General features: G+C 36.7%; 15 protein-coding genes. 2 read left to right on the top strand and 13 right to left on the bottom strand.

Annotation, left to right across the window (positions count from 1 at the left end):
* Position 1: 1 nt before the first annotated feature.
* The 10 genes from ACNFU2_RS13005 to ACNFU2_RS13050 all read right to left on the bottom strand — a co-directional run bounded on the left by ACNFU2_RS13005 (position 2) and on the right by ACNFU2_RS13050 (position 16,408).
* A complete protein-coding gene (locus ACNFU2_RS13005; RefSeq protein WP_273650071.1) occupies positions 2–487 on the bottom strand; it encodes a hypothetical protein in 486 nt (161 codons plus the stop codon).
* Complete coding sequence (prfH, locus tag ACNFU2_RS13010) at positions 474–1,172, bottom strand: peptide chain release factor H (RefSeq protein ID WP_306613029.1); 699 nt, start codon at positions 1,170–1,172, stop codon at positions 474–476. Before prfH ends, ACNFU2_RS13005 begins: the two co-directional genes overlap by 14 nt.
* Before the next feature lies 1 nt (position 1,173).
* Entirely contained in the window at positions 1,174–1,719 is a 546-nt protein-coding gene (locus tag ACNFU2_RS13015; protein WP_273650075.1) for a hypothetical protein, read from the bottom strand.
* 80 nt (positions 1,720–1,799) lie between these two features.
* A complete protein-coding gene (locus ACNFU2_RS13020; RefSeq protein WP_273650077.1) occupies positions 1,800–3,191 on the bottom strand; it encodes an RtcB family protein in 1,392 nt (463 codons plus the stop codon).
* Positions 3,192–3,747: 556 nt separating this feature from the next.
* Complete coding sequence (locus tag ACNFU2_RS13025) at positions 3,748–4,254, bottom strand: hypothetical protein (protein WP_273650079.1); 507 nt, start codon at positions 4,252–4,254, stop codon at positions 3,748–3,750.
* Positions 4,255–4,313: 59 nt separating this feature from the next.
* Positions 4,314–6,437, bottom strand: a complete 2,124-nt coding sequence (gene scpA, locus ACNFU2_RS13030) for a methylmalonyl-CoA mutase (RefSeq protein ID WP_273650081.1) — start codon at positions 6,435–6,437, stop codon at positions 4,314–4,316.
* A 134-nt stretch (positions 6,438–6,571) separates the two neighbouring features.
* Positions 6,572–9,622, bottom strand: coding sequence for a reprolysin-like metallopeptidase (locus tag ACNFU2_RS13035; protein WP_273650083.1), 3,051 nt, complete (start codon positions 9,620–9,622; stop codon positions 6,572–6,574).
* Between the two features lie 253 nt (positions 9,623–9,875).
* On the bottom strand, positions 9,876–11,978 hold the full coding sequence (locus ACNFU2_RS13040) for a prolyl oligopeptidase family serine peptidase (RefSeq protein ID WP_273650085.1): 2,103 nt from the start codon (positions 11,976–11,978) through the stop codon (positions 9,876–9,878).
* 319 nt (positions 11,979–12,297) lie between these two features.
* Positions 12,298–13,383, bottom strand: coding sequence for a peptide chain release factor 1 (gene prfA / locus ACNFU2_RS13045; protein WP_172281336.1), 1,086 nt, complete (start codon positions 13,381–13,383; stop codon positions 12,298–12,300).
* A 187-nt stretch (positions 13,384–13,570) separates the two neighbouring features.
* Positions 13,571–16,408 carry an alpha-amylase family glycosyl hydrolase gene (locus ACNFU2_RS13050; RefSeq protein ID WP_306613034.1) on the bottom strand — a complete coding sequence of 946 codons (2,838 nt, stop codon included), beginning with the start codon at positions 16,406–16,408 and terminating at the stop codon, positions 13,571–13,573.
* 228 nt (positions 16,409–16,636) lie between these two features.
* On the opposite strand from ACNFU2_RS13050, the gene ACNFU2_RS13055 reads away from it, so the two are divergent.
* Positions 16,637–17,662, top strand: a complete 1,026-nt coding sequence (locus ACNFU2_RS13055; protein WP_228457007.1) for an alpha/beta fold hydrolase — start codon at positions 16,637–16,639, stop codon at positions 17,660–17,662.
* A 173-nt stretch (positions 17,663–17,835) separates the two neighbouring features.
* Here ACNFU2_RS13055 and ACNFU2_RS13060 read toward each other — a convergent pair whose 3' ends face one another.
* Complete coding sequence (locus ACNFU2_RS13060) at positions 17,836–19,896, bottom strand: T9SS type A sorting domain-containing protein (protein WP_306613037.1); 2,061 nt, start codon at positions 19,894–19,896, stop codon at positions 17,836–17,838.
* 150 nt (positions 19,897–20,046) lie between these two features.
* Here ACNFU2_RS13060 and ACNFU2_RS13065 point away from each other — a divergent pair, with 150 nt between their 5' ends.
* The gene (locus ACNFU2_RS13065) at positions 20,047–20,913 is read left to right on the top strand and encodes an AraC family transcriptional regulator (protein WP_306613039.1); all 867 of its coding nucleotides are present in this window, start codon (positions 20,047–20,049) and stop codon (positions 20,911–20,913) included.
* Between the two features lie 98 nt (positions 20,914–21,011).
* Here the strand turns inward: ACNFU2_RS13065 and ACNFU2_RS13070 are convergent, their stop codons facing one another.
* Together ACNFU2_RS13070 and ACNFU2_RS13075 are read right to left on the bottom strand one after the other, a co-directional pair.
* Positions 21,012–21,290: a hypothetical protein gene (locus tag ACNFU2_RS13070; RefSeq protein WP_172281344.1), complete on the bottom strand. Its 279-nt coding sequence runs from the start codon at positions 21,288–21,290 to the stop codon at positions 21,012–21,014.
* A gap of 94 nt (positions 21,291–21,384) precedes the next feature.
* Positions 21,385–22,992 carry a fumarate hydratase gene (locus tag ACNFU2_RS13075; RefSeq protein WP_273650094.1) on the bottom strand — a complete coding sequence of 536 codons (1,608 nt, stop codon included), beginning with the start codon at positions 22,990–22,992 and terminating at the stop codon, positions 21,385–21,387.
* Positions 22,993–23,121 lie beyond the last annotated feature (129 nt).

The following is a 23,121-nucleotide window of genomic DNA, read 5'->3' on the forward strand; positions in this document are numbered from 1 at the left end:
TTTATTTTTTCGGCATTTTTGATTTAATAAATTTAACCCGTTCTTCAAGAATATCAATCATTTCCTTATTATAGCTGTATTTTCTGGCTTCTTTTAATGGTTTCAAAGCTTTCCTATATTCCAATCTGATCTCAAACAATAAAGATTTATGAATTAATATTCTGGACTTATCAATCCCTTTGATCTTTAAAGCGTACTCAATCAATTTTTCTGCCTCATCAAGATCTTCATTATCTAAAAGACATTTAATATAATATTGGGGAGTATTAAGATTTGAAACATTATGAAACATTGCCTCCGCAAAATATAATTTTGCTTTTTCATAATCTGTTAACATTTCACTGTATATTCTCCCCATCAGGCAAAGGCTGTCGGCGTCTTCCGGATCGTAGGATAAAGCATAGTTCAGAGCTTCCAGACAAGAAGGAAGATTATATGGATAGTTATCCAATGCTTCAAAATAATATTTATTTTTAGTTAAGGTCATCTTTTAAATTTTTAAGTTCATTCTTAAGACTGCTCCTTGTTTTTTTAAAGGATTTATCTTTATAATTATGTTTAAAATCCGTCCCTGAAAAAGTACGGATAGGATTTCCCCTTTGTACCTGCAGATGATGGGTCCAGGTTTCCTGCATCCTATTGGCCATTTGTTGAATATTTAATTCCATTACTTTTTCCTTTAATCTCATAACAGAAAGTTTTTTATTCTCCAACTGCGACCTTGAATCCTGTGCAAAAACACTTATTCCTGTCGGAAGATGGGTCGCCCTTACCGCAGTATTTACCTTATTGACATTTTGCCCTCCGCTTCCTTGGCTTCTTGTCGTTTGGAACTGAATATCCTTTTCGCTAAAACCCACTTCGTGAGTATTTTCAATTTCAAAGATTCCAATAAACCAGTTGCTCCGTTTATGCAGTTTTCTAAAGGTACTTCTTCCGCTCCAACAGATACTTCCCAACCAGTTTTTTAAAAATCCGGATGTATCCTTTCCTTTTAAAAGAAGGGTAACCGATTTTAGGGTCAGATTTTCATCCCCGTTTTCTCTGTGGATGATTTCGTATTGTATTTTTTCCTGTTTTATTTCTTCAAGGAATACTTTCAAAACTTTAGCAACTACCCATTGGCATTCTAAAGGTCCTCTTCCCGAAGTGATTTGTATAAGTTTGTCCATTTTATTTTGGTATTTCACTTAATCTGGGGTGCCCCACTGGATCAATTCCTTTTTCCAACAAATCCCTGGCGGTTATCACTGCCCAGCATTTGTCACTGGAATGAATATTTCTGTAAAAAGTAAGCAACACTTCAGGCTTTACAACCGTAAATCCATTGGCTAATATGGTTTCCAGGTCATCCCTTTCAAAAAAATCGATGGTAATTCTATGGAACTTCCCGCTTTCCAATTCTATTGTTTTTTCATATCTCCTAAAATTTTCCTCACTTGGCAGATGGTCATATCGCGTCCATACCTTCTGAAAGCTTTCTTTCACAAGCAGCATTACCACATCCGCAACATCTTCTTTCTTTACAAAAACATCAATATCCTTATGATCATGGGCGTGTTTATACTCTGTATGTCCTTTTTCAGACATAAAGTGCCAGGCCCAGCCTCCCGATAAAATGATTTTATTTTTTAATTTTTCTAAAATTTCAAGTCCGTATTGAATTCTAAATTCCGGCCAGACTTCGCCGTATCTTTTTATATTATGTGGTGCTCCCATTTCTCTTTTTTTAATTAAAAATTGATGGTTAATAGTTGCCAGCTAAATTTCTTACCTGACAACTAAAAACTATCATTTGATTATTTATCCATTCTCACGATCCGTGGTTGAAATGTTCCCAGAATATCCACCAATCCACTTTGTGCGTTCATGACCTCATTGATGTCTTTATATGCCATAGGAGCTTCTTCTGCATTTCCACCCATAAGCACAACATTCTTTAGCTTGAGCTCTTTTTTAATATCATTCTGGGTGAACATATTCCTGCACTCTCCTCTGGAATACGCTCTTCCTGCACCATGAGAAGCAGAATTGAGCGCATCAGGGTTTCCTTTTCCACGAACAATAAATCCCTTTGCTGTCATAGATCCGGGAATCATCCCCAGCTCATTTTCATTGGCAGGAGTAGCCCCTTTTCTGTGGACAATTACCTCTTTTCCATTATGAATTTCCTTCCATGCAAAATTATGGTGGTTCTCAATTCTTGCTTTCACTCTTCCTCCTACGGCTTTTACAAGCCTCCTATGAATATCATCATGGCATGCTGAAGCATAATCCCCTGCAAGGTTCATTGCTGTCCAGTATTCAAGTCCCATATGGGTATTCAGATCCAGCCATGCAAAATTTTGAGCTTCTTTAGGTAAAGGACATTGCTCTATCGCAACCCTTGAATAGTACTGTGCTATCTCCGCTCCCAATCCACGCGAACCGCTGTGTGAAAGAATACCCAGATATCTTCCTTTCGGCAGACCTATCTGTGCTTCTTCCTCTGTAATTTCAACCTCCCCAAATTCTACAAAATGATTTCCCCCGCCAGAAGATCCCATTTGCTTGATTGCTTTTCCTTTTAATCTCCTTAAAATAGGAATTAAATCAAATGTATCACGATCAAAGATCTCATGTTCAATATGTGATTTATGGGTTTCATACATCCCGAATTTGGTATGTTCAGCCAACGCTTTTTCATATTTATCTTTAGCGCCGTCCAGATATGAAATAGGTGTATCCAAAATACTAAGGCTCATTCTACAGCCAATATCCATTCCCACTCCATAAGGAATCACTGCGTTTTCAACGGCAAGCACTCCTCCTATGGGAAGTCCGTAACCAATATGTGCATCAGGCATCAGGGCTCCCTGAGTTGCTATTGGTAATTTTAAAGCAGTATATAACTGATTCTTTGCTTCTTCAGAAATATGGTTACCAAATATCTGAAATGATGCTCTTTGTGTATTCAGCATTCTCTTTTCTGTCTTTTTTGAAGAAAGTAAGGCCTCTGCAATTTGTCCGAAGGTCAAATCTTTCTCAAAGTTCTCCGGATGAAGCATAATTTCTTTTAAAAGTGCTTTAACATAATGGATATTCTTTGTTGCAAAATTTCTTTTCATGACTTCCAAAGCTATATTGACACTTTGATTATTTGGATAGCCTAATTTTAATATATCTTTTCCTTTAAGTTTTAAATTTCCCATTGTTTTAAATTTAGATATGAGATGTCAGATGCTGAATCATAGACCTCTAAGCATACAGACACCATTCAACTATTATTTTAGTTGATTTGTAATAACATCATAACAGGCAGAGATTTTTCTTCCGTCTGAATGATCCTATTGTAGCCTTTCCAGTAAAACGGATTGAATAAAAATTTCTATGTATTAATGAAATTTCATTTCTCCTGAATTATTTGGAAGACAAAAAAATGATTAAAAGATTTCGGGGAAACTTAGGTTTGAAATATTGCGCAATAAAAAACCCGAAATCTACACGACTCCGGGTTCTGATATTTCAATATACTATTGTTCTATGAATGTACCAAACCACGAAGCCTTACCACCATAAGGGGCAATCCAACTGTAGAATTCTTTTGAAATTTGAACATTTGCTTCGTTGTTTTTAAATTGGTTAAACTTTATTTTCAGGTGCAAATATATACAATTTTCTGAAAAGTAATCATTTAATTATAAATTTTTGAAAAATAAAAAGCTTCAACAGGAAACCTGTTGAAGCTTTTTATCTGCATGTATTACTTTAATCTTTAGAGCCGAAAGTATCCATTCTTGCATCCATGCCCCTACTGTTAGGACGGTATACTCTTTCCGGGTCCAGAAAATAAACGTTGTGTTTTGCTTTAGCAATGATCCCTTTATAAACGTCTTCCGGTAAACCTGCAGTATCTTTATCTGTTGATTGATCCGTATTCTGTGCTTCTTTTTTAACTTCTATAGCACCACTTTCATTTAAAATGACCTTTGCTTTTCTGGCATCCTCTATATTTTCCGTATAGACGATTATATTAATTTTACCTATACTTCCTTCTCTATAAGCTGTAAGCAGCTCTATTTCATTTACAAAAATATGGTCCCAAAAACTTTTTGTCTTCTCATCTTCTTCGTAATCATCTGCCGATGTTCCGTTTTCTAATTTTGATTTTGAAACAATGATATCCGCTTCTTTAAATCCTTGATTCTGTAGTTCTTTTTTTATTCCTTCTACATCTGCATTAGCAGGGAATATTGAAATTACTGTATAAGCCATATCTAAATTTTTCACTTAAAAGTGCAAAAACCATACAACAATGGCCAATATTAAAATATTTAACTTTTGTTTAGAAACTTATCCAGGATCTCTACAGCGCATTTAGGAAGATTGGTTCCGGGGCCGAAAATAAAGTCTGCACCGTTTGCGTAAAGAAATTCATAATCCTGCTGAGGAATAACCCCACCTACTACAATCGTTACATCATCTGCCCCTAATTTTTTTAATTCTTCCACGACCTGTGGAACGAGGGTTTTATGGCCTGCTGCGAGAGAAGACACTCCTAAAATATGAATATCATTCTCTACAGCTTGTTTCGCTACTTCTTCCGGAGTCTGAAATAAAGGAGCTACATCCACATCAAATCCCATATCTGCAAATGCTGTTGCCACTACCTTAGCACCACGGTCGTGTCCGTCTTGCCCCATTTTGGCAACCATTAATCTTGGGCGACGTCCTTCTTCTTCCTCAAATTTTTGAGTGAGATGAAGGGCTTTTTCGAAATATTCATTTTTACTCGCATTCATTGCATATACTCCTGAAATTGTTCTGATATTGGCTTTGTATCTTCCAAAGCTCTCTTCCATCGCATCACTCATTTCACCAAGTGTCACTCTTCTTCTTGCCGCTTCAATACATAAAGCTAAAAGGTTTCCTTTACCTGTTTTTGCACTCTCTCTGATCTCATTTAAGATCTCTTCAACAGCTTCTCCATTTCTTGTTTGCTTAATGGAATCCAGTCTTTCTATCTGTTTTCTGCGAACTTCCGTATTATCGATATCAAGGATCTCAATAGGCTCTTGTTTCAGAGCCGATTTAAATGAATTGACACCAATGATAAATTCCTCACCGCTATCTATTTTTGCCTGCTTTCTGGCTGCCGCTTCCTCAATTCTCATTTTAGGAATTCCTGCTTCAATTGCTTTCGTCATTCCTCCTTCCTGTTCCACCTCATCGATATACCTCATTGCCTCCTCAATCATCTGCTGGGTAAGACTTTCCACCAGATTGCTTCCCCCCATCGGATCCACCACATCACAAATTCCACTTTCCTGCTGTAAAATAATTTGGGTATTTCTGGCAATTTTTGCTGAATAATCTGTAGGTAAAGCAATCGCTTCATCCAATGCGTTGGTATGTAAGGATTGTGTTCCTCCTAATGCTGAAGATAATGCTTCAATAGCAGTCCGGGTAATATTATTAAAAGGTTCCTGCTCTGTAAGTGACCATCCTGATGTTTGAGAATGGGTTCTCAGCGCTAAAGATTTTGGATTCTGAGGGTTGAACTGTTTCAAAAGATTAGCCCAGATGTATCTTGCAGCACGCATTTTAGCTATTTCCATAAAATGGTTCATGCCTATTGCCCAGAAAAAAGAAAGTCTTGGGGCAAAATCATCCACATTCATTCCCGCTTTAATTCCTGTCCTTACATATTCCAAACCATCTGCCAATGTATATGCCATTTCAAGAACAGGGGTTGCTCCCGCTTCCTGCATATGATAACCAGAAATCGAAATAGAATTGAATTTGGGAATGTATTTAGATGTATATTCAAAGATATCCGCAATGATCTTCATGGAAGGGGTAGGCGGATAAATATACGTATTTCTTACCATGAACTCTTTCAGAATATCATTCTGAATGGTTCCTGAGAGCTGATCCTGTTGAACACCTTGTTCTTCTGCGGCAACAATATAGAACGATAAGATTGGTAAGACCGCACCGTTCATCGTCATGGAAACCGAAATCTGATCCAGAGGGATTTCATTGAATAAAATCTTCATATCCTCAACGGAATCAATGGCAACCCCGGCTTTCCCAACATCTCCCACAACTCTTGCATGATTGGAATCATATCCTCTGTGGGTGGCAAGATCGAATGCTACAGACAATCCTTTTTGCCCTGCTGCCAGGTTTCTTCTATAGAATGCGTTAGACTCTTCAGCGGTAGAAAATCCGGCATACTGACGTATTGTCCAAGGTTTTTGAACATACATCGTTGAATACGGCCCTCTTAAATAAGGTGAAATTCCGGGAGATGTCTCTGTAAGAGCTTTATCTTTAACATCTTCATGGGTGTAGGATGATTTTAATTCTAACCCATCCTTTTCGAAATTATAAATCTCACCTTCTTTAGGCAAAATATCCAGATTCAGTTTTCTTACAGAAATTGTCTTTCGCATTTCAATAATTTTATCCCCGTAAAGTTAATTTTTTTGAATGAAACATGAAACTACAGTTAAACACCTGTTATTAAAACCAATAGCTAAATAAAAAGCCGGACAATTGTCCGGCTCCGATCTAATTTTTAACTTTATTATTTCTTAATCAGCTTTGTACTGTATGTTTTAGTTTCACCGGTAATGGTAATAACATACATTCCTTTAATAAGTGAAGCTACATTAATTCTTTGACCTTCCAGTTTACCGCTTTGTACTAGTCTTCCTTCAGCGCTGTAGATCTTATAATCTGCTTTTCCTTTAAGATTTTTAACTTCAACAAAGGTATCGGCAGGGTTTGGATAAATCTCAATTTCAGATTTTGTTCCTTTTACTTCATCCACAGCAAGTGCTCCTGTAATTTTTACAGAAAAGTCTCTAAAAGAACCCGTTGAAATTACTCCACCGCCACCTACCGGAATAGAGGAAGTACCACATGGCCCAGTAGCAGGATTAAAGAAAGTACTTGCCACTCTCATTCTTAATGTTTTGTCACCTGAGTAGGCAGTTGCTGGTACCGTAAATACAATCGTCCCATCATGGAAATTAAGATCATTTGCAGCATTATAAACAGGAACGGCACCACTAGATCCTATCTTTTCTGAGGCTTCAAAAGTACCATTTCTATTATAATCAATCCATATTTCTAACCAGTCATTATAAGTTCCAAGACCATGACCTAAATTTCTAAATGAAATAGTATATTGAGTACCTTTTGTTAAGTTGATTAATTTACTGGCATCTTCACTAAAATCCAAATAGGTTCTAGCTGCAGTATTCAAGTTACCTGAGAAATAATTAACATTAGCCAGATTTAATTGAATAAGCCCGCTGTAGTAGGGTGCAAGAAGATTATTCCCCCCCGTAGTCATCAAACAGTAGTCAACTCCTGTTCTTAAACCTTTCGTTTTGAAAGTATAATTCGTAGAGAATGCTCCAGGTACATTGTTTACTACAGCTGCAACTTGGGTTTCATAACTGGTTTCGTCTTCAAGACCTGTTAAAGAAACAGAATTAGTATTACTTACCGCATTAGCCCAATTTACTTCACCAACTTTTCTATAGTTAATAGAATAAGTATTAGCTCCGGGAACACTGTTCCAAGAAACTCTTGCCGTGGTCTTTAAAATTTCAGAAGGCAGTACGAAAACTCCTGTAGGAGCATTAGTCGTTGATGTAGGGGCTGTTCCAATAGTAACCTGAGGAGACACCGCATAAAATATATTTCCAATTGCTGATATTCTAAACTTAACAGCACCTGTTAAATTACTTGGCATTTGTGCGGAATAATTGCCTGTATTGGGAGTAGTAGCTACCAGATCAGTCCATGTATTTCCGTTATCGGTTGTATAATCTATTTTCACATTGGTAACATTATAAGGAGCTGCATTGGTATTAGCCACCTCCCATTGGATCGTGTTTGAAGCATTATTATATAATACCGAGGAAGCAGTTAATCCGTTAAATTTAAATGGTCCATCATTACCAACTGTTACAGTAGTCTCAGAAGAAGATAACATTGGTCTTACAGTATTCTCATCTCTTACTGTCACTGCATAGTGTAAAGTTCTAGGCACATAAGGAACTGTTTCCCATGTCGCTTTATTGGTAAGAGTACCATTCATTACTAAAGGCAGACTTGGAAAATATCTTCTTCCACTTGCTGTTCCAAAGAAAGATCTTGCTAAGGATCCCTGAGTATTGTATCCCCATCCACTATCTCCTGAAATTGAAGCGAAGTCATCAACACTGTCATATTGTTCCCATGTATATTTCAATGGGTCATTTTGAGCATCTGTTGCTACTGCATCTAAATAATATGCTGTTCCTTTTGGAATGCTATAAGATGTAAGAGGAGAAATTACAGGTGGAGTATTCGTTGTAATATCTTGAGATATACCACAAGCAGCCGGCTTACCTTCAAGATTTGTTAGTATTTGATTGATTGAAGCATAGTGGAAATAAGCATCGGAATTCATTTGTACATTGTCCTGTGTAATTCCTGCATAACTCATAATCGTTGTTCCACCCCCAGGTTCTACATTCACTCCTGAACCTTCAGTGCTTTTTGAGAAAGTATGGTTTCCCCCTAACTGATGCCCCATTTCATGGGCAACATAGTCGATATCAAAAGTATCACCACTTGGATTTCCATTTGAAGGAGAAGTAAATCCGGAACCTTTACCTTCTGGCTCTGCAGTCGACGGATCTACACAAATACACCCAACACATCCTGCATTTCCCCCTCCTCCATCAGCTCCGAATAAGTGTCCAATATCATAATTAGCATTTCCTACATTGGCTGTTAAAGTATTTTGTAATTCTAAGTTCCAAGCTCCTGCCGATCCAGCAGCAGCATCAGAATATGGATCTGTAGCAGGGTTACTATAAACAATTGTTGGCAAATCCTGAACAATTAATTTAACTCCAAAATCTTTTTCAAATACTCCGTTTACACGAGTCATCGTCGTATTCATCTGTGCAACAGCACCAGGTACTCCGCCAAAATGCTGGGTATATTCACCTGTAACAGACAGTGCAAGCTTATATGTTCTATACTTTGTACTGGAAGGTCTACTTGTAATTCCTACACTAGAAAGCTTTTTTTTTCCGTTACCCTCCAGCGTCTTTATATCTTTAAAGCTCTTTTCCTCACTTGTACATTCAAACCCATGATCTCCTTCAGTCCTCTTCGTCTTGTAAAAGACTCCATATGTCTGCTTATCTGTAGAAATAGGTTCTATAAATTGAAATACGCCATCCTTAATAATCATAGATTGCATTTCAGTCGGCGAGGTACTGAATCTTACATATTTGGAAGGATCATCAATACCTACCCCAACATATGAACCTAACTGATATCTATCTGCCAGAGATTTCTCCATAACAGGATTACTGTACACAGCAAACTTTTCAATTTTTCCCTCTACCGTAGGTAAATTAATAACAACAGGTTTGGCATTGTTTCCTGTTTCAACAGCATCTTTTAATAAATTTCTGAGCGAAGTTAAATCTACTTTATAAGCATATTTAACCTCTACTTCTTTTCGTAACTGGGAAGTCTTTTGAGATACGGATTCCCATCTTTGAGCATAACTACTGGTAAGTCCAGCAGCTAGTGCACAAATAAGTAGAACTTTCTTTTTCATAAATTACATTTATTTTAATAAAAACGTTAAGCATTTCAACAAAAATAAAAACAAAAAATACTAATAACACATCAAAAAAGTTAATAATCAACTAAAGCATCAATTTAACCCCTCCTTATACATTTGATATTAAAAAAATAAACCATAAATGCAAAAAAAAATTAAATAATTACACATTTTTTCGTGCAAAAAAACCGAAAGATTGATCTTTCGGTTTAACAATTTGTATATTTTATTAAAAAAAATTAATCAATTACAATCTAATTCCCATTTCAAACAAAGCAAAAGAAATTAAATCCGCATTTTCACCAATAACCTGTTCGGTCGATCTTCCGGCTCCATGTCCTGCATTTTTTTCAATTCTTAACAGGATTGGATTTTTACAGGCTTGTTTCTCCTGAAGTTCAGCACCGAATTTGAATGAATGCGCTGGAACAACCCTGTCATCATGATCACTTGTAATAATCATAGTCGACGGATAACAAGTTCCGGCCTTTACATTATGTACCGGTGAATAAGATTTTAGATAATCAAACATCTCTTTGTTGTCTTCTGCTGTTCCATAGTCATAAGACCATCCGGCACCTGCCGTAAATTTATTATACCTCAACATGTCCAGAACACCTACTCCTGGAAATGCTACTCTAGCGAGATCAGGTCGCATGGTCATCGTAGCTCCAACCAGCAATCCTCCGTTTGACCTTCCAGAAAGCGCCATATACTCTTTCGAAGTATATTTTTTATTTTGCAGGTATTCTCCGGCAGCAATGAAATCCTCAAATACATTTTTCTTTTGCATTTTTGTTCCCGCATCATGCCATTTCTTACCATACTCCCCACCTCCACGGATATTCGGAACTGCATAAATTCCTCCATTCTCCATCCAGATCGCATTGACAACAGAGAATGATGGCTGTAAGCTGATATTAAAACCTCCGTAAGAATAAAGAATAGTAGGATTTTTACCGTCCAGCTTTACCCCTTTCTTGTAGTTAATCATCATAGGAATTTTCGTTCCATCTTTTGATGTATAAAATACCTGCTCAGATATGTAATCCTCAGGATTGAATTTTACCTTTGGTTTCTGGTAAACCTCTGATTTACCAGTATCAGCGTTAAACTTATAAGTTGTTCCCGGTGTAATATAGTTGGTAAAAGAAAAGTAAAGTTCTTTTTCATCTTTCTTTCCTCCGAAACCTGAAATATTTCCTTTTCCCGGAAGAACTATATCTCTTACAAGTTTACCCGTTTTATCATATTGCTTTACCTGATCAATGGCATCTACCATATATGTTGCAAAGAAATATCCTCCACCGGTAGAAATTCCCAATACATTTTCTGTCTGAGGAATGACATCGATCCAGTTTTCAAGAGAAGGGTTTTTAATGCTGGTTTTTACAAGACGCATATTTGGAGCGTCTTTATCCGTGAAAATAAACAAGTTATCTCCTTCCGTATCTACAATACCCGCACTAATGTCAAATCCTTTATTAATTTGTATGAAATCACCTCCATTTTTAAGATCCTTGATATATAATTCGTTCCCGCTTGTAGTATTAGCAGCTGATATGATAAGATATCTCTGATCTTCAGAAACATTTGCTCCGATATATCTCCTTGGTGTTTTATCTCCTCCGAAAATCAGTTGATCAGAAGATTGTTTTGTTCCTAATTTGTGAAAGTATACTTTATGCTTATCGGTCATCCCTGAAAGCACAGTTCCCTCTTTAGGTTTATCGTAGCTGGAATAATAAAATCCTTCATCTCCTTGCCAGGAAATACCACTGAATTTAACATCCGTCAATGTATCATCGATTTGCTTCTTTGTAATAGCATCAATAATGATAATTTTATTCCAGTCACTTCCACCTTCAGAAATAGAATAAGCCGCTAAATTCCCTTTTTTATTAAATGAAAGCTGAGAAAGAGAAGTGGTTCCTTTTTCAGAAAACTTATTGGGGTCAAGGAATACTTCTGTAGTCTTCGTTTTATTATTTGTTCTGTATATCACGGATTGTGCCTGCAGCCCGTCATTTTTATTATAATAAGTAAAATCTCCTTCATTTGAAGGTGCAGAAATCTTTTCATAATTCCAGATATCCCTCAATTGATTTTTTATTTTTTCTCTAAAGGGTATTTTTGAAAGGTAATTCTGGCTGAAAGCAACTTCTTCATCCACCCATTTTTTAGTGGGCTGGGAGTCATTTTCCAAATCTCTGAAAGGATCCGCCACAGCAGTTCCGAAATAGGTATCAGTCTGATTACCTTTTAGGGCCTTAGGATAAGTCATTTTTTGTGAATAAAAAGATGCTGAAAATAAAACTCCAGCTGTTAATAAGATCGGTTTAAAATTCATTTCAAAGGATTTTATCAAAAATACATAATATCATCAAATAAAAAAAACCTGTTATACAGGCTCAATTTGATTAATATTTTACATTAAAACTTTCAAAATAAAATCGGTAAGGTTAGGGACAATCCGATCCGGGCTGTTTGTCAATTAAGACATCTCCCATTTGTTTCAAACCATACAATCTAATCGTTTGGAAAATACCGTTTTATAAAAATAATAGCTCTGTAAGCTTTCATAATATAGATTGGTGTTACGAATGAGACATTTAAAATAAAATAGCCTCTGAAAACAGAGGCTATTTTATTTATTTAATTTAAAAAATTTAATAATTATCTTCTTCTCCCTTCATTTTTTCTGCATTCTCAGCCATGATTACAGCATCAATCATTTCAGAGATATCCCCATTCATATAGGCATCCAGATTATACATCGATTTATTGATTCTATGATCTGTTACCCTACCCTGAGGATAATTATAGGTTTTAATTTTTGCTGAACGGTCTCCTGTAGATACCATCGTTTTTCTTTGTGCAGCGATATCTCCCTGAACTTCCTGCAGTTTGATGTCGTATAATTTTGCACGAAGCATTTCCATTGCTAATTCACGGTTAGCCAGCTGAGAACGTGCCTGTTGACATACCACCACAAGACCTGAAGGTTTGTGAGTCAACTGAACTTTTGTTTCAACCTTGTTTACGTTCTGACCCCCAGCTCCTCCGGAACGCGAAGTCTGCATTTCAATATCTGCAGGATTGATCTCCACATCTACTTCTTCAGCTTCAGGTAATACAGCAATAGTAATGGCAGAAGTATGTACTCTTCCCTGGGATTCAGTTTCAGGTACACGTTGTACACGGTGAACTCCGGATTCAAACTTCATGATTCCGTACACTCCTTCACCTTCCACTTTCATGATCAATTCCTTATAGCCTTTTGCAGCTTCATTAGAGTCTGTTACTTCATGTCTCCAACCTTTAGTTTTGAAATACATGGTATACATTCTGTAAATATCTTCCACAAAAATAGCTGCTTCATCACCCCCTGTTCCTGCACGCAATTCCACAATGATATTTTTATCATCTGCAGGATCCTTAGGAATCAGCAATACTTTCAATTCCTCTTCAAAAGCAGGAAGTTTTGCCTGAGCTTCTAATTTTTCTTCTTTAGCAAGATCTACCAGGTCTCTGTCTGAACCATCAGCAATAATTTCATCAGATTCTTCAATTGTATCTAATGCCGCTTTATATTGGTCGTACACTTTAACGATTTTTCCCAGATCGCTATATTCTTTGTTCAGAGAAGAATATCTTTTCTGATCAGAAATAACATCAGGCTGGATAATAAGGTCGGCAACCTCATTATATCGTTGTTTTATAGCTTCCAGTTTTGGAATTAATGACTTGGACATTATAGAAATTTTGTGGCTGCAAAGATATGAATTATTAATTCAATTTGAAACTCCTTTAGTTTCTGATTTATACCGTCTTTGGCCCCCTTATACATATTAACTTCTTTAAAGTACTAATTTGCACGATCAACAAAGTAAAAAAACTAAATAGTATACAATTGTACAAAAGAATCATTTAACATTCAAACTATTTAATGATGATCTTTTGTATCGCAATTCCCGACTCAGAATTCAGATGAACAAGATAAGTTCCTGCAGCATAATCCATTTTAAACTCATAAGTTCCACTCTCATTTTTGAGCGCGAATGATTCCAGCTTTTTACCTGTCATATCATACAATGCAATTACTCCATTCTTAGCCTTGTAATATTTTAGTTTTACTACTTTATTATGCACCGGATTCTCCATTACCTGAAGAGATAGTCTATTAGGTGCATTTTCATCCACAGTAGATAAATTGCCTGTATAATTCCCAAAAATCCTGAATTCTCCGGGTTGTAATACAATAGGAGCGGTAGTCGAGGTAATATTTGAAATAGTTTGATCCATTAAGTTCTGCCATTGACCTGTATATGGAAAATAAGGAATAACATTCTTCGTTGTTGTATTGTAATTCGCCAGAACTACTACATTTTTCATCCCGTTATTAAGAAGATTGTCATAAACAAATATCCTGGTTATCAATCCATCCGGATCATTAGAAAGGTTATTGGATTCTACTGTATAGGTTTTTGATTTAAACACGGGATATGTATTTCGAATGGTAATAATTTGCGCCCATGTATCATAGACCGCTTTTCTGTTTGGGTTGTTATCGTAACCTAATGTAAAGGCAATTGGCTTTTCGTCGGTTCTGCAACCATTATTAATGGTTCCGTCGGCACATCGGTTAATACTGAATTCATAACCAAGTTCTCCAAATTGCCAGATCATTTTCGGTCCCGGTATGGTAAAGAAGGTCGCTCCAAAAGCTTTCATCCTTTCAAGAGCCGTATCAAGATTTTTTACACTATAAGCACCGTTTATCGCGCCATATTCTAAATTTTTAAACATAAGTCTTTCTTCATCATGGCTTTCTCCATATCCTACAGCATTCATTTTGGTGAATCCGTGAAGCTGATGATTCATCCGGTCAAAATTGCTGTTTTCCTTATATCCCATTGTATTCTGGTTATAAGGCTCTGTTTGCTTATTCCAAAGCAGCACTCCTTTTCCTTCAGCAACTCTGTAGTTGGCCCATTGCTGTTCTTCTGCATCTGTTCCTAAATGTTCAAAAATCATATATGAATTAGGGTCAATTGCCCACTGTTTATCCGCATAGTACTTTAAAATATCTACCCTGTCCTGTTGATAAGCATTCGTGCAGTTCTCATCATTTTCGGAACAATTTTGGGTAAATCCTTTGGTGAGATCCCAACGGAAACCATCAATTTTATATTCCGTCAGCCATTGCTGCAAGGTCCGTTCAACATAATATCTCGTGGCTGAACTTGTGTGATTGAAGTCATTGAAAACATTGTAAGAATGTTTGGGAACCTGATTAAAATAAGGATTATTAGCTGCTACATCCCCATATCCATCCCCGTCAGGATCAATATTCCATAATCTTACCAATGGAGACCTTCCCGTAGCATGATTAAATGCCACATCTAAAATCACAGCAATCCCGTTTTGGTGGCACAGATCTACAAATTCTTTAAATTTCTCCGGTGTCCCATAGGCTTTATCTAATGCATAATGAAAAGAGGTATTATATCCCCATGAAAGGTTTCCTTCAAATTCCATAATAGGAAGAAGCTCAATCGCATTAATTTTTAAATTCTTTAAATAGGTAATCTTATTGATAAGAGATTGCCAGTTTTTTTCCTGTGTAAAATCTCTTAATAGCAACTCGTATACAATCAGATCTTCTTTATCTGGTCTCTGGAAATTGGTAACCTGCCAATTATAATTTGGCTGCCCTGTTTTAAACATAGAAGCTTCAAAATTCTGTCCCGCAGGAAAGGGTGGCAAATTGGGATATGTGGATGACGGAATCCATTGGTCGTCGTAAGAAGACAAAATCTGCGGAGAAAAAGGATCTGCTACTTTTTTCAGGTCATTCGTTCGGTATTGAAAAGTATACAGCTGCTGCGGAGTAATCCCATCTAACTCAATCCAATATAAATCAGTGTTTGTAGTATCCCTTTTCATCAGGTAATTATCATTTACTGTCCAACTATTAAAACTTCCGATGACATGCACAAAGTTTTTATGGGGAGCATACAATGCTAAACCAACCTTTGTATTGTCGGTAGGATGATAATTAATGCCTTGACGTATCCATGAAGGAATAGCCTGAGATATTACATTTCTTGGAATCTGTATTATGAATTTCGCATTTTTAGTCCCGGAATTATCTGTAGCAATGAGTTCCATATCAGCATCTGCAGATACCATATAGGTGTAAGAGTACGAAACAGAAGGAGTAGATGTTGAATTTACAACAACTCCATTAGCTTTTAATTGAAAATTAGCGGCGACGTTTGTTGTTGCTGATATAGAAACAGAACCTCCTGAAGGTACAGATGTCAAGCTATTTGGCAGCGGATTTGTCAGGGTGAGATTTAATACACCTACATTTACAAAAATATCCGGAGAAGTTTGATGGGTTCCCGCCTTGTCTTTTAATAGAAAACCAAATCTTCCGATTCCTGTTCTTCCAAAAAAAGTTGTTGGTGTAAAAGTCAGTGAATACGTATCTGTCGTTGAATTATAATTCAGTTTATTCTGATCATCAGAATTGTTCCAGTTCCCATTTGTAGGACAATTCTGACTATTCATGTAGTTGGTATCCAGTGACCATGCCCAAATATAAATCGCGTGGTTACTAACGTTCCAGGCCGATTCATCAATCTGATCACCAGGAACTGTCAGTGTGATCTGATCTGTTTCGTTAAACTGTCCGGGAGTAATGGTATAGTTGATTTGTCCGAACACAAAAAAATTGATCAACAGCAATATAAAAAAGTAAAATTTCTTCATAAGGGTCGTTTTTCTATTTATATACTAAAATAGTTTAATTTCTTAAAAGCAATTTATTTTAAACAAAATAATACACAAAAATTACTAATTAATCATTCACAATTTAAAATGACCGCTTCACGATTAATAATGCCCGGTTGAAATAAGTAACAATGGTAAGGCTTTACGAATCGTCCTACTTTTGAATCATAAATAAAAATCACTCCAAAAAATCAAAAACCTAAAGCTATGTTACAAAGATTCAAAATTCAAAATGTAATGGAAAAGCTGATTCTAAATGCCGTTTTTCTCATTCTTATTACAACGGGCTCGCTCCACGCACAGCAAACATCCGCTCATCCTCAGGATCAGGAAAGTTCGCTCGGAGTTTTAAAGCAGATTGATGCAGGTGTACTCAATATCGGGTATACTGAAGCCGGACCAGCCAATGGAACTCCTGTTATTCTTCTTCACGGATGGCCATATGATATCCATAGTTACAATGAAGTAGTTCCGATTTTGTCACAAAAAGGATACAGAGTAATTACTCCTTATCTGAGAGGATTTGGAACGACCCGTTTTATCTCTCCAAATACAATGAGAAATGCCCAGCAATCTGCTGTTGCCCTGGATATCATTGCCTTGATGGATGCCCTTAAAATAAACAAAGCAGTAGTTGGAGGGTTCGACTGGGGAGCCCGGACAGCAGACATTATGGCTGCGTTATGGCCGGAACGAGTAAAAGCTCTTGTTTCTGTAAGCGGATATTTAGTCACAAATTTAGAAGCTAATAAAAATCCATTAACTCCGGAAGCTGAATATGGCTGGTGGTACCAATATTATTTTTCTACCGACAGAGGTGAAAAAGGATATGCTAAAAATGCATATGAATTCAATAAACTGATCTGGAAATCTGCTTCACCAAAATGGAATTTTGACACGGCAACCTTTGATCAGACAGCCGAATCCTTTAAAAATCCCGATCATACGGCAATTGTTATTCATAACTATCGTTGGAGGTTATCCCTGGCCAAAGGAGAGCCCAAATATGACAATCTTGAAAAACGTTTGGACAAACGCCCCGTTATTAATGTACCCACCATTACTATAGCAAGTGATTTTGATGGTCCCGCTGCAGATGGAAAAGCTTATGCCAAACAATTTACCGGTAAATATGTACATAAAATCCTCAATGGAATAGGCCATAATGTTCCGCAGGAAGCTCCGAAAGCTTTTGCTGAAGCTATTATTGAAGCAGATTCTATGGCAAATTAAATCCATCAAAAATTTAACCTAAAACAAAACCCGCAATGTACAATATAGTATACACTGCGGGTTTATTTAACTAAAAAATGAACTATCTTTTAAAATGTCATATATTGAATATGAATAAGTTTTGAAAACAAAGGTCTTTACCGATTACCTTCTAAATAATCAATAGTAAAGTATTAGTTTTTAATGATTTTTTTTGAAAAAGTTTGCCCGCTCTTTAACTTTACCTGAACCATATAAACTCCTTTAGCAATTCCTTGCATATTAATCTTGTTATTGAAAAACGGAATTTTGACAATTTGCCCTACTGCATTCATTACCTGCACATTTTCTATTGCTGAATCCACATCAATGTTAACAATTCCATTCGTTGGATTTGGATATACACTTATTGTATTAAGTCTGATTTCGGAAGTACTTAGCGCAGATACATCCTTGACACATCTTACCGATTGTCCTTGGCCTCTTGGTCCGCCTGCATTTGGATTTCCAATAGTATTCCCGATATAAAAGTATTTGGCTCCGAAGGCTGACGGGGTGGAACTCCAGTAATAGCCTCTTTGCCCAACAAAAGTAAAGTCAGCTGTTGAAGCTCCTCTGTATCCTCCCGCAGACAATTTTAAAGTACTGCTGTATGCGGTTGCAGGATTATTGATTACTTCAGCACTTTGCAATGCAGCCCAATCTGCCTGGCTCGGCATTTTCCAATCCAGGCTTATTGCTTTACAAGGATCATATCCGTTTCCTGAGTTTACCGCATTCATATTGTTTGCTGACCAGTGATCTGTTAATGAATTGGCATTCCACCAGGATCCGGTTACAAAAGAAGTAATTCCGGTTAACCCATCTGGAGAATTCGGCGTAGGAATGCCTACTGTTTGAGAATTTCTTTTCTGATGTCCATCATCCCATCTCCCCCACTGAAATAAGTCTCCGTAAGAATCTTCATCTGTCATTGAGGTAGCTACCTGAATGCTTCCCAGATTCTGCTGAAGCCATATTTTCCCATCCTTACCTCTAACAGTAGAATAAGAAACCTGACTTCCGTTATAGGTAAAAGAAACACATCCTGTATCTCCGGGATTATTTCCCGGATCTGCATTGGTACAGGTTTGAGATGAACCGGCAATTGAAATTCTTTTTACGCGTGTTCCATCCTGAGAATAAGCCAAAACCAGATATTTGTTCAATGTATCGATCGCGAGATCATTAAATGTAGCTCCTCCATCGGAAATAAAATCCCCTCCAAAAGCACCCCATAACTGAGTTACATTGTCCAATTTGTAAACCGTATTTCTTAAATGATTATCATTTTCCCATCGACTAACCGCTACATAAGGTTCACCGGAAGGTGTTACTGCAATTGCGGTATACTGAACAGCTCCTGATGAAAAATAAGCATTTCCAACCTGAACCCAGGAAGTTCCGTTAAACTTCTTAACATTTACTTTCCTTCCATTCGCAGCATTGGAAACATAAGCAACATACAAATTATTATTGCTATCAATTGCAATATCTGAATAATACTGTTCTCCTGATGAAGAAGCATCAACAACACTTCCACCAACCAATGTCCAATTATCGGAAGCTGTTGCCCCCGTTGAATTTTGATATACATTAACTCCGTTCGCTACACTACAAGTATATACCTTATTATCTGATCCTATTACCATTTCAGCAAATGCTGCTCCATTAGAAAAACCACTATTTCCAACCTGTTCCCAGGATCCGTTTACATAACGTTTAACAGTTCCGGATTCATCGTTACTATATGTAAATAAAACATTGGAGGATGATACTGCCGAAGCATGATAATTTACTGAATTCGATGTAACATTGGGTAATTGTGCCCATGCAAGACCAGTATACTGACGTACTTCCAGACCGGAACCCGGGTAACCGATCTGATTGGTATAATAGGGATTTCCTGAACTGTCAAGTGTCAGTGAATTGTAAAGGGCTGATCCGTTTGTTATCCCTGCACTTCCGCCTACGTAAGACCAACCGGTTCCGTCAAATTTCTGAACCGAGCCTTTCCCAACAGACACATCATAATATGATAAATAATAGTTCCCTGAATGATCTATAGCCAGATTATTATTACTACTCCCTCCCGTAGAAACAATTGTGCTCAAACCTACATTTTCCCACTGCTGAGCATATAGGATACTTCCACCAATGAACAACCCCAGTCCCAGCACCAATTTTCGCATTGTAAAATATAAAATTTTCAACATAATGAATATTATTTTTAATTATTCTAAATTTAAATTTAACTTTGCGCAAAAGTACTCTACTCAGGTAATCTGAAGTTATCATTTTCAAACTTTTTGTTATCGGGTGTTTAACTAAATATCAATCGTACCATATCGTAAGGAGATTGCCACATGAAGCAACAATCTAAAAAAGGATTATTATTCAGATCCGCAGACTTTAAAATAATACAGGAAGAAGTTTGCCCCGAACAATCCTCGAAATCAATTATGACTGAGGGTCAAAATACCTTCAATCTTCTCTTTTTACTTAGTCAAGGCATCTATCTGGAGGCCCAGGATTGTAGAACAAGGTTTTTATTCAAAAAAAATCAATATATATTACATTATTCCTCCCAGGAAAATACCTCATTACTCTGGACAGAAAATCCCGAAAAACTAAAATATCTCCAAATTCAGGTTACTTATCAGTATATGGAAAAACTGATTCAACCTGAATCTGACCACGAAAGCGCAGATATCTTAAAAAAAATGGTGAATAATAATTATATATTTCTTCATAAGGAAACTCCACCACTTATGACAGTGGAAATGCATATGATCGTCAAGGAAATATTAAGCAATCCCAAAAAAGGAATTACGCAAAAATTACTGATCGAAGCTAAAATAATCAAACTCCTGATTTTAATGATTGAACAGTTTGTTGAAAAAAAAACAAATGAAATCTCTCCTAAAACCGCATCAGCCATTAAAAGATTTGTGGATGAAAACTTCCATAAAAATATCAGGGTAGAAGAAATCGGCAAGATTATAGGAATTAATCAGAATAGCATTCGAAAAGCCTTCAAGTCCCAGTATAATATGACCATAACAGATTATATCTCAGACCTCAGAATGCTTAAGGCAAAAAAAATGATCATCAACAAGGAGATCATGATCAAGGAAATATCTATAGAATGTGGATATGAATATGTACAGAACTTTACAAGGGCCTTCAAAAAGAAATTCGGACTTTCTCCGGAGAAATTGAGAAACCAGTAAATAAAAAAACCACCTAATCAGATTAAGTGGTTTTGTATATGTTGTTTTGCTTTGATATCACTTTCCCGGAATTAAGGCGGAAAAGCAATGACAATCAATTAATGATGTCCGTGACTATCGTGTAAGAAAGGGCCGTTACCTTTAGGCTCGCTGAAGATTACCTCTACTCCTTCCTGCTCATATACTTTTTTTCTTCTGATATCTTCCGGATCGAAAGGCTTTACTTTACCGAAGTATTCCATCAAACCTTCGCTTAACCACATTGGGATTACTAATCCAAAAAACATAAAGATACACCAGAATCCTACCAGGAACATTGTTACAAAATAGATGGTCCAAAGGAACTGATAAAACGGCCAAAATGCTGATAACATCATTTTTCTTATATATTTTAGGCAAAAATAGAACTTTTTTCCTTTTTACACAAAAGATACAGGCTCTATTTTATTATTTATTTTGATTTTAAACTAATTAATGCGCAAGATCTGCAAAGAAATCATTCCCTTTATCATCTGTAATGATAAACGCCGGGAAGTCTTTGATCTCTATTTTTCTTACCGCTTCCATTCCTAATTCCGGGAAATCAACTACGTCTACGGAAAGAATATTGTCTTTGGCAAGGATAGCCGCAGGACCTCCGATAGAACCGAGATAGAAACCTCCGTACTTTTTACAAGCATCTGTTACATCCTTGCTGCGGTTTCCTTTGGCCAGCATAATCATGCTTCCTCCGTTTTTTTGGAATTCATCTACATATACATCCATTCTTCCGGCTGTTGTTGGGCCAAAACTTCCGGAAGGCATCCCTTCTGGGGTCTTTGCCGGTCCTGCATAATATATAGGATGATTTTTAAAATATTCAGGCATCGGTTTTCCACTGTCGATCAATTCTTTAATTTTCGCATGGGCAATATCTCTTGCCACAATTAAAGTTCCGTTTAGCTTTAATCTGGTTTTGATCGGGTATTTGGAAAGCTCAGCCAGAATTTCCGGCATTGGCTTATTCAGATCGATCTCAACGGCCTCTTCCAGGTGGGGCGCTGTTTCAGGCAAAAATCTTTTAGGATTTTCTTCCAGTTGTTCAAGGAAGATACCCTCTTTGGTAATTTTACCTTTAATGTTTCTGTCTGCTGAACATGAAACTCCCATTCCTACAGGACAAGAAGCTGCGTGACGAGGAAGTCTGATCACCCTTACATCATGTGTTAGGTATTTTCCTCCAAACTGAGCCCCAATTGCACTTTCCTGACAAATCTTCTGAACCTTAGCTTCCCATTCAAGATCTCTGAATGCCTGTCCGCCTTCATTTCCGGAAGTAGGAAGATCATCGTAATATTTAGCTGAAGCTTTTTTCACTGCTGCCAGGTTAGCTTCCGCAGATGTTCCTCCAATGACCAAAGCAAGGTGGTAAGGTGGACATGCAGCGGTTCCAAGATCTGAAATTCTCTCCTTAATAAACTCTTCAAGAGATTTTTCATTAAGTAAAGATTTGGTCTTTTGATATAAGAAGGTCTTATTTGCTGAACCACCTCCTTTTGTTAAAAATAAAAACTCATAAGAGTTTCCCTTTTTGGTATATAAATCGATTTGAGCAGGTAAATTTGACCCCGAATTCTTCTCGTCAAACATATTCAAAGGAATGATTTGTGAATATCTCAGATTTCTCTTCTGATATGTATTATATATTCCTTTACTTAAATACTCCCCGTCATCTACTCCTGTATACACATTTTCTCCTTTTTTCCCCATTACAATAGCAGTTCCGGTATCCTGGCAGGAAGGAAGGGCTCCTTCTACGGCAACGGCAGCATTCTGTAATAAGTTGTACGCTACAAAACGATCGTTATCAGTAGCTTCAGGATCATCAATAATTCTTCTAAGGCTTTCAAGATGAGAAGAACGAAGCATAAAAGAAACATCAGCCATTGCCTCTTCAGCCAATAACTCCAATCCTTTAGGATCTACTGTTAAAATCTCTCTTTCTCCAAGTTGTTCTACTTTCACATAGTCTGATGTAAGCTTCTTGTAAACCGTATCATCTTTCTGAATCGGATACGGATCCTGATATCTAAATTCCATTCAATTTTTTCTTTATGCAAAAATAAAACATACTTAAAAAAACATGAGTAAAATCACCAATAACCTTTCATATTTATAACCATTATAAATTGTGAATTTTATAGTTTATCTTTAACTTTATAAAAATTT

This window comes from Chryseobacterium sp. PTM-20240506, assembly GCF_048296755.1.
Taxonomy (GTDB): Bacteria; Bacteroidota; Bacteroidia; order Flavobacteriales; family Weeksellaceae; genus Chryseobacterium; species Chryseobacterium proteolyticum.